This window comes from Lacihabitans soyangensis, assembly GCF_024343775.1.
GTDB lineage: Bacteria > Bacteroidota > Bacteroidia > Cytophagales > Spirosomataceae > Leadbetterella > Leadbetterella soyangensis.
Genome location: NZ_RJUF01000001.1, coordinates 233,811 through 247,230, shown reverse-complemented (window position 1 = coordinate 247,230; position 13,420 = coordinate 233,811). Strand labels below are relative to the sequence as shown.

Annotated in this window: 15 protein-coding genes; 13 read left to right on the top strand and 2 right to left on the bottom strand. The window is 37.1% G+C overall.

The genetic code is table 11. From position 1 onward, the window contains the following. From EGI31_RS01115 to EGI31_RS01085, 7 genes are all read left to right on the top strand, one after another. On the top strand, nucleotides 1–1,001 hold a 1,001-nt coding region (locus tag EGI31_RS01115), incomplete at its 5' end, for an ISL3 family transposase (RefSeq protein WP_255035273.1). 56 nt (nucleotides 1,002–1,057) lie between these two features. Next, nucleotides 1,058–2,011, top strand: coding sequence for a transketolase family protein (locus EGI31_RS01110; RefSeq protein ID WP_255035272.1), 954 nt, complete (start codon nucleotides 1,058–1,060; stop codon nucleotides 2,009–2,011). 141 nt (nucleotides 2,012–2,152) lie between these two features. Next, nucleotides 2,153–2,698: an RNA polymerase sigma factor gene (locus tag EGI31_RS01105; protein WP_255035271.1), complete on the top strand. Its 546-nt coding sequence runs from the start codon at nucleotides 2,153–2,155 to the stop codon at nucleotides 2,696–2,698. Nucleotides 2,699–2,715: 17 nt separating this feature from the next. Then, nucleotides 2,716–3,558, top strand: coding sequence for a hypothetical protein (locus tag EGI31_RS01100; protein ID WP_255035270.1), 843 nt, complete (start codon nucleotides 2,716–2,718; stop codon nucleotides 3,556–3,558). Nucleotide 3,559: 1 nt separating this feature from the next. Continuing rightward, nucleotides 3,560–4,000: a Spy/CpxP family protein refolding chaperone gene (locus tag EGI31_RS01095; RefSeq protein WP_255035269.1), complete on the top strand. Its 441-nt coding sequence runs from the start codon at nucleotides 3,560–3,562 to the stop codon at nucleotides 3,998–4,000. A gap of 126 nt (nucleotides 4,001–4,126) precedes the next feature. Next, nucleotides 4,127–5,314, top strand: a complete 1,188-nt coding sequence (locus EGI31_RS01090) for a THUMP-like domain-containing protein (RefSeq protein ID WP_255035268.1) — start codon at nucleotides 4,127–4,129, stop codon at nucleotides 5,312–5,314. After that, entirely contained in the window at nucleotides 5,311–6,153 is an 843-nt protein-coding gene (locus EGI31_RS01085) for a hypothetical protein (RefSeq protein WP_255035267.1), read from the top strand. The genes EGI31_RS01090 and EGI31_RS01085 overlap by 4 nt, the downstream gene beginning before the upstream one ends. Nucleotides 6,154–6,225: 72 nt before the next feature. Here the strand turns inward: EGI31_RS01085 and EGI31_RS01080 are convergent, their stop codons facing one another. Beyond that, nucleotides 6,226–6,684, bottom strand: a complete 459-nt coding sequence (locus EGI31_RS01080; RefSeq protein ID WP_255035266.1) for a hypothetical protein — start codon at nucleotides 6,682–6,684, stop codon at nucleotides 6,226–6,228. Nucleotides 6,685–6,986: 302 nt separating this feature from the next. Here EGI31_RS01080 and EGI31_RS01075 point away from each other — a divergent pair, with 302 nt between their 5' ends. The 5 genes from EGI31_RS01075 (at nucleotide 6,987) to EGI31_RS01055 (ending at nucleotide 12,227) form a co-directional block, all read left to right on the top strand. Continuing rightward, the gene (locus tag EGI31_RS01075) at nucleotides 6,987–8,225 is read left to right on the top strand and encodes a hypothetical protein (RefSeq protein ID WP_255035265.1); all 1,239 of its coding nucleotides are present in this window, start codon (nucleotides 6,987–6,989) and stop codon (nucleotides 8,223–8,225) included. A gap of 88 nt (nucleotides 8,226–8,313) precedes the next feature. Continuing rightward, nucleotides 8,314–9,171 (top strand): acyl-CoA thioesterase, encoded by an 858-nt coding sequence (locus EGI31_RS01070; RefSeq protein WP_255035264.1) that lies wholly within the window; start codon nucleotides 8,314–8,316, stop codon nucleotides 9,169–9,171. An 81-nt stretch (nucleotides 9,172–9,252) separates the two neighbouring features. After that, a complete protein-coding gene (locus EGI31_RS01065; RefSeq protein WP_255035263.1) occupies nucleotides 9,253–10,221 on the top strand; it encodes an NAD(P)H-dependent flavin oxidoreductase in 969 nt (322 codons plus the stop codon). A 127-nt stretch (nucleotides 10,222–10,348) separates the two neighbouring features. Beyond that, entirely contained in the window at nucleotides 10,349–11,332 is a 984-nt protein-coding gene (locus EGI31_RS01060; protein WP_255035262.1) for an SH3 domain-containing protein, read from the top strand. A gap of 58 nt (nucleotides 11,333–11,390) precedes the next feature. Then, the gene (locus EGI31_RS01055; protein ID WP_255035261.1) at nucleotides 11,391–12,227 is read left to right on the top strand and encodes a maleylpyruvate isomerase N-terminal domain-containing protein; all 837 of its coding nucleotides are present in this window, start codon (nucleotides 11,391–11,393) and stop codon (nucleotides 12,225–12,227) included. Between the two features lie 9 nt (nucleotides 12,228–12,236). Here the strand turns inward: EGI31_RS01055 and EGI31_RS01050 are convergent, their stop codons facing one another. Next, nucleotides 12,237–12,722: an energy transducer TonB gene (locus EGI31_RS01050; RefSeq protein ID WP_255035260.1), complete on the bottom strand. Its 486-nt coding sequence runs from the start codon at nucleotides 12,720–12,722 to the stop codon at nucleotides 12,237–12,239. 152 nt (nucleotides 12,723–12,874) lie between these two features. On the opposite strand from EGI31_RS01050, the gene EGI31_RS01045 reads away from it, so the two are divergent. Continuing rightward, entirely contained in the window at nucleotides 12,875–13,351 is a 477-nt protein-coding gene (locus EGI31_RS01045; RefSeq protein WP_255035259.1) for a TonB-dependent receptor plug domain-containing protein, read from the top strand. The last annotated feature ends 69 nt before the right edge of the window (nucleotides 13,352–13,420 follow it).

Below are 13,420 nucleotides of genomic sequence, written 5' to 3'. Positions count from 1 at the left end.
ATTGTAAAATACCACGTGTAAAAACTGTTGAGAATAAGGTTGAACAAGTCTCAGTACCGTGGGCACGGGAAGGTAGTGGTTTTACACTTCTGTTTGAGGCATTTAGTATGTTGTTAATAGAGCAAGAAATGCCAGTCAACAAGGTAGGCAAAGTGATTGGAGTTTACCCCAATCGCATCTGGAATATCTTTAATTATTGGCTTGGAATTGCTTATTGTGGTGCAGATCATAGTGATATTTCAACATTGGGAATAGACGAGACAAGTTCTAAAAAGGGGCATGATTATATAACCGTTGCGGTGGATATGAAAACTTCAAGGGTAGTACATGCAACTGAGGGCAAGGGAGCAGACACCATTACGAAAATAGCTGATTATCTGGAAACTAAAGGTACCCAGAGACAGAATATCAAGCAAGTTTGTATAGACTTATCACCCTCTTTTATCAGTGGTGTGGAGTCAGAATTTTCAAATGCTCAAATAGTATTTGATAGGTATCATGTCAAAGCACTCTTGAATAAAAGTATGGACGACTTAAGAAAACAAGAACTAAAGAATCACCTAATGCTAAAAGGGCAAAAGTATTTGTTTCTCAAAAATGACAAAAACATGACGGCTTCTCAAAAAACACAGAGAGATATGTCACTAGAGGCATTACCCAGATTAGGTGCGGCTTATCGTTTAAAAATACTATTTGACGACTTTTGGTCTATTAAATCGCCTCAAGAAGCTCAAGGGTTTTTAGCCTATTGGTGTGATATGGTAAAAGAGGCAATGATACCTCAATTTGAGAAATTTGCAGACACCGTAATCAAACATTGGAAAGGAATTACAAACTATTCTAAATACCATATTTCAAACGGAATTTTAGAAGGTATTAATAGTAAAATCCAATTGGCTAAAGCTAGGGCTCGTGGATACAGAAATAAAAACAATTTTATCAGTATGATTTACTTCATTGCTGCTAAACTCAAATTCAAGTACCCACTCTATTCAGCATAGAGCCAAAATATTTTATTAAAAAATTAAAATCATTATCTAATTAGTAATTTAATACGATGAAAAAATATACATATACAGAATCAAAAGATACTCGCTCGGGTTTTGGTGATGCCATGACTGAGCTGGGTGAGAGCCACCCAAATGTAGTGGCTTTGTGTGCTGACTTGGTTGGTTCACTTAAAATTGCTCCTTTTATCAAAAATCACCCTGAGCGTTTTATCCAAACGGGTATTGCTGAGGCAAACATGATGGGTATAGCGGCTGGCTTAACCATCGGCGGTAAAATTCCTTATGCTACTACTTTTGCCAACTTCGGTTCGGGTAGAGTTTATGACCAAATCCGTCAGTCGATAGCTTATTCTGACAAAAACGTTAAAATTGCTGTTTCTCACGCCGGTCTAACGCTTGGAGAAGACGGAGCAACGCACCAGATTTTGGAAGACCTCGCCATGATGCGTGCCATGCCGAACATGACAGTCATTAACCCATGCGATTATAACCAAACCAAAGCTGCTACCAAAGCCGTTGCCGACTACGAAGGTCCGGTTTATTTGCGTTTTGGTCGTCCGGTTGTACCAGTTTTCACCCCTGCTGACCAGAAATTCGAAATCGGTAAGGCTTGGATGGTGAACGAAGGAAAAGACGTAACTATCATAGCGACAGGTCATTTGGTATGGGAAGCCATAAAAGCTGGGGAAGTTTTAGCTGAACAAGGAATTGATGCTGAAATCATCAACATTCATACCATCAAGCCGTTGGACACTGCTGCCATTTTGAAATCTGTAAAGAAAACAAAATGTGTGGTAACTTGTGAAGAACACCAAGCAAACGGTGGATTGGGTGATGCTGTCGCTCAAACCTTGGCCAAAGAATTCTTGGCACCACAAGAGTACATTGCTGTTGACAATTCATTCGGTGAGTCAGGAACGCCTGAGCAATTGATGGTGAAATACGGTTTGGATTCTAAAAACATCATAGAGGCAGTTAAAAAAGTTATTGCCAGAAAATAATTTTTTTAAACCTTTTGAGTCTTGGAGTGTCTAACCATCGCTCCAAGACTTTTTTATTTAAAATAGCCCACAAAAGTCTTCGGAGATTTAGGAATAAATTCATTCCTTTGCGTTTGGCGAATTGCTCCGAAATAAAAAACTATGAAAGACGAAGAAATCATTCAGCTACTAGAAAATCCTGAAAACCACGAGAAAGCTTTCAGGGGCATTTTGAAGGCATACAAAGAGAAATTATACTATCATGTGCGTAAAATCGTGATCGACCATGATGACGCTGATGATGTTACGCAAGAATCTTTCATAAAAATCTGGCGAAACTTGGATAAATTCAGAGGAGACTCCAAACTTTATACTTGGCTTTACAGAATAGCTACCAACGAAGCCCTCACATTTCTCCAAAAAAAGAAAAAAGATCAAGGAATATCCATTGACGATAACGAAGGCTTGGTGTCTCACCTAGAATCTTCAAAAAGCGATACTTATTTGGATGGGGAAGAGATTGAAATCAAACTCCAGAAAGCTTTGCTTCAATTAACTGACAAACAAAGAGTTGTATTCAACCTGAAATATTTTGAAGAACTCAAATACGAAGAAATAGCCGAAATAACTGAAACTAGCGTGGGCGGATTGAAGGCTACGTATCACTTTGCGGTGAAAAAAATTGAGGAATTTCTGACCAAGAACTAAACCTTTTGACAGAATAAATGTCAAACAGACATGAAAAAGTTTTTATGAATATCGAAGAAAGCAAAATAAAATCACCGTTTACTGTTCCTGAAGGATACTTCGGGAAACTGGAGGAGAATATTCTTGCCGAAGTTAATATTCAAACATTAAAATCTATCCAAAACTTAAAGACCCCAACTGGATATTTTGACCAACTAGAAGACGAAATTTTGTCTCTGGCAAAAATAGATAATTTACGAAAAAACAAGTCTATAGCCACTCCAAAAGAATATTTTGAAGATTTGGAGTCTCAAATAATTTCTCAAGTCAATATCGAAAAGCTTAAGGATTCAGCTAAATCCGAAGTTCCTAAGGCTTATTTTGACGAAATGGAAGATATGATTTTTTCTAAAGTCAAAATTGAAAAACTAAAGGATTTAAAGGAAAATAAAACACCAGAAGGCTTTTTTGACGAATTAGAAAACCAAATTTTAGCAAAAGTTAAAATCGAAAGTTTAACGAAAGGGGTACAATTAAGCACTCCGTCTAGCTATTTTGACCGACTTGAGGAAAACATTTTAAGTCAAACCGTCGAAACCAAGAAAGCCAAATTTACTGTTGTCAAAAACAAATGGGTGTATTTCAGAAATGCTGCGGCCATCCTTTTAATTGGAACATTCTCGGTTTTGGTTTACAAGCAAAATCAACCTAAAGACGAATTTGCCGAAATCACCTCTGAAGAAATGATAGCTTATCTGGCCGAGGAAAATTTGACAGACGCAGATTTGAGTACTTTGGTGACCGAAACAACTCCAATTCACGAAAATGTAGAATTGACAGAGCAAGAAATAGAAAAGTATTTGAAAGAAAATGACATTTAAGATGAAAAACATATTTTTATACATATCACTAATAATCAGCACTATTTCTTTTGGTCAACGCCCTGGTGGAAATCCTCCGGGTGGTGAAAGAATTAGAGCTATGAAAGTAGGTATGATTACCAACGAACTGAAACTTACCGAAAGTCAGGCCGAGAAGTTTTGGCCGATTTATAATAATTACTCCGAGGAGAAAAACGAAATTCATCAAGAAATCAGAAGGCTTTCTAAAAGACCTGGCGAGGATTTGTCAAACAACGAGTTGATGAAACGTCAAGATAAAATTTTGGAATTGCAACAAGACGAATTGAATATCACTAAAAAGTATAGAGATAACTTTTTGAGGGTAATTTCGGCTCAACAATATTCGAGTTTGATGGCCGCCGAGAGAAAGTTTAACCAAATGCTTCTGGATAAACTCAAAGAAAGAAGAGGTATTGAGTAAAATTTAAACTCAAAAGAATTGAAAGCACCTAGTTTAATGAGGTGCTTTTTTGTTTTATCTACCAACAAAATTCAGTTTCAGAAACACATTTGTCTTAAATTGCATCAAAAATGACTTCTGGAAGAATTGAATTTAGAAATATTAATCAAAGCAGCACAAATAGCCAATCAATTAGATAAAATTGACCCCAAGGAATTCGTTCTAAAAAATCCGCTAAAAATTGATTCTGATTTACTCAAACTAGTCGTAAATCAAGCCATTTTCAATCAAACTTTGGCTCAAAAAATACCAGAATGGCAAGATAAAAACCTCTTGGCTCCAGCCAAAATATCTCTCGAACAATGTTCCTCGCAAATAACTGCTGAATACAAATCACAAAAAGTAAATGGCCGACTAGGCATTGACCTAACGGGAGGCCTGGGTGTGGATAGCTATTTTTTTGCAAAAAAGTTTCAAAGTTTTGTACACAACGAAATCAATCAAGAATTGAGTAAAATAGTTGAATATAACTATCAACAACTGAATATCAAGAATGTAAAACACTCAAATTCAAAGGCCGAGGAATTAAATTTCTCGGAACATGTGGACTTCTTTTATTTAGATCCTGCTCGCCGAGATGCGGCCAACCGAAAAATGGTAAGTCTAAAAGACTGCCAGCCCAATCTAATAGAAATCAAGGACAAACTCCTCCAAAATGCAAAAATGGTGATGGTGAAATACTCACCCATGCTGGATATTAAAGATACGATAGCGTTACTTCAGCACGTTAAAGAAGTCATAATATTGTCAGAAAAAAACGAGGTAAAGGAACTGGTTTTTACTTTGACGAATGAGCTTTGTGAAGACCCAACAATTTCATGTGTTAATTTGGGCAGCTCACAATCCGAATTTAGCTTTAAATACACTCATGAAAATATTATTCACTTACAATTTAAAGAGCCACGGGCATATCTTTATGAACCCAATGCCTCCATCATGAAAGCAGGTGGTTTTAAGTCTATTGCGGCAAATTTTGAAATTGACAAAATTGCGGCCAACAGTCACTTGTATTCTTCCGAAACTCTAAAAAATGACTTTCCAGGAAGAATATTTAAAATTGAAAACGTGATAAATTTTGACAAAAAACTCTTAAATAAAGTTATTGAAACAAAAAAAGCTAATGTATCAACAAGAAACTTCCCTTTTTCGCCAGATGAAATAAAAAAACAGCTAGGTCTAAAAGATGGAGGTGATAAATATCTTTTTTTCACAGAAAATCATAACAAAAAGAAAATAGTGTTAATATGTTCCAAAATTCAAAATACTTTAAAATGAAAAATCTGATTCTAGTACTTTTCTGCTTTTTCTTTTCCAATTTGTCGGCCCAAGTGTATCAAGGGCAAAACCTTTATGGAGGCAGGAATGAGTCTTCTTATTTTATTTTTTCGAATCAAGACGAAAAAGATATTCAGAAAGATTTGGAGGAATATCTCAATAGTTTTGGTAAAACATCAAAGCCCTCCAAATATGTTATTAGACTGGACAAAATAAAAAATAGTGAGCTTCCCGCTGAACTGACCACCGTTGATGTCATTATTGAAAACAATAAAAAAATACAAAAAGTATCATTCTTTTTCTTGGACAAAAACTTAGATATCCTCACCTCTTTTCAGCTAAAAGAAAGAGAAGCAAAAGGTTTTGTTGAAAAATTTCAAAAGTTCACCGTAGGCAATCATGAGGCTAAACTTGCACTTGAAAATGTAAAAATGGTTGAGTCAAGTCTGAATGATACAAAAAAAGACCAGTCTAAAATCGAAAAATCGCTTGAAAGTAACCTGAAAGATCAAGAGAAACTAGGTAAGAAATTAGATGCCTCTCCTGAAATGCTCACTAAGGCCTTGTCGGAAAAAGAAGAAATTGTAGGTGCCTTGTACAACGGAAACGAAACCGAAGCTGACAAAAAAGCTAAAGAAGAACTAGAAAAGGCCTCCAACAAAAAGGAAAAAGAGATTCAGAAAATCCAAAAAGAAAAGGAGAAAGCTGAGACAAAACTGAGTAAAAAAGAGGCAGAATTTGACAAACTCAAAGATGAACTTTTCAAAGCTAAAACTTTAGTCAAATCACTGGAAACCGTTCTGAAAGATGCCAACTCTGTTTTGAATGACCTGAAATAACGCCAAACTTTTAAATAAAAAATGGGTCGGCTCAAAAAGCCGCCCATTCTATTTGAAAAAACTATTACTCCACTAATATCTTCTGTAGCCGCGGTTTCTTTCAAAATCACGCTTCTCCCTGGTAATCATTCTATTCAATTGATCCAGATCGTTGTCCAACTCTCTGGCTTCGCTTCTAGATATACGTCCATTTCGCATAAACCGATTCTCTTTCCGCTCGATGTTATCATAAAACCTCATCAGTCTACTGGCTTCAGACCTTGTTATCAAGCCTTTACGCACCCCATCATTTATTCGCATTCTGGCTTGTCTTTGATAAGAATCTATCATCATGGCCTTATTTCCTCTCACCACGTTATAGTCACGGTCATATCCCCACTTGTCGTCAAATCCACCTTTTTTGTCGAATCTTTCGTCGTAATTTCGCCCACGAGAGCCATATGACTCATCACCATATACTCTTCCATATTGAGCAAAAGTTCCTGCTGCAACCAAACTCAAAATCCCGATTAAAACCATTGTCTTTTTCATAATCTCAAAACTTTTGTTTGTTTTCTAAATTTGTATGTTAGAGTAAAAACCCCTCCAAAGGTTTACAAAAAGGCATTGTTAATGATTGTTAATGAAATATTTTAAGCAAAAAGCAACAAAAACGAGACATTAAACGTTGTTTAATTAAGTTCAAAGAATTTTTATTCTTGAATATATTATAGTGGTTTATTTTAGGGGTTAGATTAAAGCTCTCTGATTTTCGGAGAGCTTTTCTTTTTTTCACTGTTTTTCAAATCGCTGTTTTTCAGTTAATTTTGTAATCATTTATAAACCCAATAAACATGTCAATCAAAATCAACAAACTATTGCTGTTGATACTTTTGCCGATGCTTTCTTTCGGACAAAACACCAATCTCAACGTTTTTCTGAATTGTCAAAGGGCCAAGTGTTATATAGATTATCTGAAAACCGAGCTGCCAATGTTCAATTTTGTAAGAGATCAAGCGGCAGCAGATGTCTTGGTAATGATAACAGCCAACTCTAACGCCTCTGGTGGAGCCAACTATACCGTATTTTTTGAAGGGCAAAATACCTTAAGAACACAACTCGACACCGTAAATTTTGCATCTAAACAAGATGCCACAGACGACATCTTGCGAAAAAAACTCCTCAACTCGGTAAGTTTAGGTTTATTGGGCTTTTTGAAAAATGTAGAAACTGGTGAGATGGTAAAAGTAAGTTTTAATAAAAACCCTGGCCCGAGAAAAGAAATACAAAAAGATAAATGGAATAATTGGATCTTTGGAGTTGGTGGAAACGGCCGCTTTAGCGGAGAAAGTAATAGAACAAATGTGTCTTTTGATGGAAACTTTAGAGGTGGAAGAACAACCGAAAAGTCTAAATTTAGCTTTAACTCTTACTACAATCAAAGAACCAACTCGGTGGTGGTTGACTCTGTTACTAACACCGTAAAAGTAAATGACTATGGCTTTAACTCATTATTTGTAGCTGCATTTAACAACCACTGGTCTTTGGGTGGTTTCATAAAAGGCTATCATTCTGTTTATCAAAACATTAAATTCTCTAAAAGCATAGCACCGGCACTTGAGTACTCGGTTTTCCCGGTGCAAGATTTCAACCGCAAACAACTACGTTGGATTTACCAAGCAGGCCTTCGAGACTTTGACTATATAGAACTTACAATTTTTGACAAAATAGCAGAAACGCTTCCTTATCAGCAAGTTACGGGCATTCTAGGATTTACTCAAAACTGGGGAAATTTCAGTGCCGAACTCAGCGGGTATCAATATCTCAACAACCTTGAGAGGTATCGCTTAAGCTTAGAAATTGATTTGTCGCTCCGGATTGCCCAAGGTTTGTCGTTTAGATTTTACGGAAACGGCTCTCAAATCAACAACCAGATTTCACTTCCAAAGCAAAGCGGGGATACTGCAGATGTACTTTTGGGTGGCAGGCAATTAGCTACAACCTTTTCTTACCTTACATCTTTCGGCCTGAATTACACCTTTGGTTCGGTGAACAACAGCATCGTAAATCCAAGGTTTTCGGGTGTAAACTGAACACTTCTTGTTTGAAATATTCTAAACAATCTTAGTATTTTTATTAAAAATAGCCTAAAATTGTAGTCTTCAAACAAGAAACCAATAGATGAATAACATACATGAATTAATCGATTTACTCCAACTCGAGCGTTTGAGCGATTCGGTTTTTTTAGGTCAAAATTACCAAGCACCATGGAAACGTGTTTTCGGAGGTCAGGTTTTGGCTCAGTCGCTAAGTGCTGCACAACAAACCGTTGACCCTGAGCGTGTTGCACACTCCATGCACGCTTATTTTCTTCTGGCAGGAGATATCAATATTCCTATTGTTTTTGAAGTAGAAAAAATACGTGACGGTGGTAGCTTCAGTACCCGGCGTGTGGTGGCTAAACAAAACGGAATTGCAATTTTTTTCATGTCTATCTCATTCCAAAAAAAGCAAGAAGGATTTGATCATCAGATAGATATGCCTAAGGTCGCTGGACCCGAAAACCTCCCTTCCGACCTAGATACCGTCAAGAAATTCAAATTATTTGTGCCTGATCATATTTTTCAGGTCATTCAGGAGAGGCCTTTTGAGTTTAGAATGGTTGAGCAAATCAATCTCTTAGATTTTAAGACCAAATTACCATTTCGTAATTTTTGGTTTAAAGCCAACCAAACTTTTGATGGAGACATCAACATCCACCAACGACTAATGACCTACGTGTCTGATTATAACCTACTTACCACAGCCACCTTACCGCATACAAAAGGCCCATTGCCCAACAAAGACCTTTTTATGGCTAGCCTTGACCACGGCATGTGGTTTCATCGAGATTTTAAGATAGACGATTGGTTACTTTACGCAATGGATAGCCCAAGTGCTTCTAATGCTCGAGGATTTACAAGAGGAAATATTTTTAATAAAGAGGGCATATTGGTGGCAAGTGTGGTGCAAGAGGGCTTGATGAGACCAAAAAGCTAAATTAAAAAAGAGAACCCTGTGCCTTAATGCCTTTTGCCTTAATGCCAAAAAAAATTATCAACATAAATAAAAACTAAAAAAATGAACCCTTTTCAGAACCTTTCGCTACCGGTAGTGGTGGCACCTATGTTTTTAATTTCCAATCCCAAACTGGTAATAGAGTGTTGCAAAAACGGAATAGTCGGAACATTCCCAGCTTTGAATCAACGAACAACCGAGGGTTTTGAAGAATGGGTAGTTGAAATAAAGAACGAACTTGAAAAATTCGAGAAAGAAACAGGTAAAAAAGCAGCACCGTTTGGTGTAAATATCATTGTTCATCAGACCAATCCACGGGTGATGGCAGACATGCAGGTGGTGGTTAAGCACAAAATACCTTTGGTAATAACTTCACTAGGTGCTGTCTCGCAAGTAGTTGATGCTGTACATTCCTACGGTGGATTGGTTTTTCATGATGTCATAAAAAAACGACATGCCGAAAAAGCTGCCGCGGCAGGTGTTGACGGCTTAATATTGGTTTCTGCGGGTGCTGGTGGGCATGCAGGCACATTAAATCCGGTACCTTTTGTAACTGAAATTAGGAGTTTTTACAAAAAAACGATCTTATTGTCGGGTTGCCTTAGTAACGGACAAGACGTGGCCTCGGCCATGCAAATGGGGGCAGATTTGGCCTATTTAGGAACCCGATTTATCAATACCACCGAAGCGAACGCCTCCGAAGAATACAAAGAAATGATTATCGAAAGTGGAGCCAGCGATATTGTTTACACAGCAGCCATCTCGGGCGTTAGTGCCAATTTTATGCAGAAAAGCCTTGAAAACAATGGTATAACCAAAGAACTTTGGGACAACAAGGCCAAAATAGATTTCGGCAAAGAACTAGATGCGGCCCAAGCGGAAACCAAGGCATGGAAAACACTTTGGTCTGCTGGTCAGGGCGTTGCAACCATACATGACGTTTTACCAGTGGCTGAACTTGTAAGCGAAATGAAGGCAGAATTTAAAACCGCCATTGAGAAGCAAGCGAAACTACTAGAAGAATATAAATAATTTTCCAATCAGAATAAGCTAGGCAATTTGTAGCTTAAACAGAAGTGACCGCATAATAAAATTCATTATAAATCGCTTAAAAACAGAAGATTAGTCTCTAGTTTTATTTCCATAAAAATCAAAAGCTATGGAAACAAAATATGGATTTACTAAAATGTCTGTTAGTGAGTTTGAAACTTGGATAGATAATACTCGCGTTGCCCGAACGATCATATATTTACAACAGCACCATACTTATATACCTAGCTATCAACAATTTACTGGTAAGAACCATTTTGATATGCAAAAAGGCATGAAGGATCATCATGTAGGAAGCAATGGCTGGATGGATATAGGGCAGCACTTCTCAATATTTCCAGATGGTACAGTGCTAACAGGAAGAAGTTTGGAGCTTAGCCCAGCTTGCATTTATGGCAACAATACCAACGCCATCTGCATAGAAAACGTTGGAGATTTTGATAGCGGAAAAGATATAATGAGTTCCGCCCAAAAAGATGCCATCATAAAAGTTTCAGCGGCAATTTGTAAAAAATTCAGTATTGCTGTAAATACGGATAAAATAGTTTATAACCACTGGTTTAACCTTTCGTCAGGAGAAAGAAACAATGGCTCAGGCGGCAACAAATCTTGCCCTGGTACAGCTTTCTTTGGAGGAAACAAAGTGGTCGATTGTCAAAACAACTTCTTACCGCTAATTAATTCAGTACTTTCGGGCGGTACGATTCCAGCAATTCCCACTATTCTGAAATATGCCATCGTTACGGCCAATTCCTTGAACATCAGAACAGGAGCTGCATCGACATTTCCGAAAGCAACAGATCGAAGTCCCACATTACTTGGGGCTGTATTGAGAGTTTACGAAGAAAAGAGCGATTGGTACCGAATATCTTCCTCTCAACAACATTGGGTTTATAGTAGGTACACTGATGAGGTAACGAAAGCCACAGTAAACGCTAATACCTTGAATGTTAGAAGTGGACCAGGCACAAATTTCCCAAAAGTTGGTTCATATTTACAAAATCAAGAATTATTTGTTATTCAAAAACAGAATGGTTGGTGTAAGATAAGTCTTGAATCAAAATGGGTGAAGGAAGAATTCCTAGATTTCTAGAATTGTAAAATTACTTTTTACTTAAATTGCAGAGGCGTTATTTAACAAACACAGAATTATGGCCTCTCAAATAAAAGTGATAGAAACCATTCATCTTTTCTCCAAACTCGACGAGTTACTGATTGATTTACTCAAAGGTATGGAGGAAAAAGACTGGAATTTACCAACTTTTGCAGGAAATTGGACCATAAAAGACGTTGCAGTACACCTTTTAGACGGTAATTTGAGATCACTATCTATGTTAAGAGATGGGTATTTTGGTGTTTCGTCTGGTGAAATCAATTCTTATCAAGACCTACTAAACTACCTCAATAAACTGAACCACGACTGGGTCAATGCATTGCAAAGGCTTAGTCCGAGGATTATAATTGAGCTACTTGAACAGTCTGGAAATCAATACACTGAATTCATAAAAAGTCTTAATCCTGAGGAAAAAGCTACATTTTCAGTTGCCTGGGCAGGCGAAATGGAATCGCAAAACTGGTTTCATATTGCACGAGAATTTACCGAAAAATGGCATCATCAACAACAAATCCGATATGCACTCGGCTGCCCAGAACCCTTGTATTCTACTGAGTTCTACTTTCCGTATCTAGAGACTTCAATGAGAGCTTTGCCACATCATTACAAAGATGTCAAGGCAAATGAGGGAGTCAATATAAGGTTTGAAATTACTGAAATTGGATCTTGGAACTTGATCTATAAGAAATCAAACTGGGAAATTACGGTTAAAGCAAAGCTTGAACCAACCTGTAAGGTGATTATTCCGAAAAATTTAGCCTGGAAAATATTCACTAAAGCAGTGAAACCTGAGGAAAGCTTACAACATATAGAAATTACTGGAGAGCAACATCTTGGAAGGCACATTTTAAAAATGCTGGCCGTAATGGCTTAAAATCAGGACTTAATCCTTTGAAAATGCAATAGGTAAACTATGATAAACCCTCACTGCTTTACCCTCATGCATACCTGGTTTCCAATTTGGCATGCTTAAAATAACGTTTTTTGCCGCTTCTTCACAGCCGTGTCCAAGGCCTTTGATAATTTTTGGATTGGTGATTTTACCATCTTTCTCAACTATAAATCTTACAAAAACCATACCCGAAACTTTGGCTTTTTTAGCTTCCTCTGGAACTACCAAATTATTCTTAATGAAGTTGTACATTTCTTTCTTACCACCTACATATGCCGGTTTTTCCTTCACCCAAGCCATTACATCAGCTTCACTTTCAGCACTGTAAGTATCTTTATCACTAAAGTCTTCTTTCTTAGCCGTTTCTTTTTTAGTCAAACTGTAGCTCGATTCGCCGCCGCACGAAAACAATGAAAAACCGAAAACTGAAATTACAAAAAGTGACCCGAGTGAACTAAAAGCTTGGCTAATACGCATTGCATTATTGTTTATTTTAGGTAAAAATAGAACTTTTTTCTTGTGAATCTCAATCAGAACCCAAAGTTTTAATATTTCCGAATCCTAAATAAAGGTTAAATTCTAACACAAATTAAGATAAATGTGATAATTTCATAAAAAATACCAAAACCATGATTAAAACTTTCAGTCTATTAGCACTTATATTCAGTTCTTTTGCTTGTGCAAATACCCCCAATCAACGGATGGGAAAGAGTTATGTCGAAAAAAAGAACAAGGAGATATCGGATAGCTACGGTAGTCAAATTACCAAAGACTACACAGGATCTGCAGACGAAGTGAAAGATTTAGGTAATAATATTACGTTAGATAATTATTTAAGAAGGGTATCCGGAGTTTATGTGAAAGGCGACGGAGCCAGTGCCCAAATAACTATCAGAGGGGTTAATTCGTTCTCACCAGTAGCTGCTACTGAACCACTTTTTGTATTAAATACCACCGTCATGAACGGCACTTTTTCGGATGTTTATCAAATGGTAAACCCAAGTGATATTTCATCGGTATCGGTGCTTAAAGATGCCTCAAGTACAGGCATTTATGGTTCCAGAGGTGCGAATGGGGTTATTGTGATAAACCTAAAAAAGAAATAAATCCTCAGAATATCGGCCTCTAGCACCTTATTGTTCTTAAATTTGCAATTATCAAAAAACACCTTAACC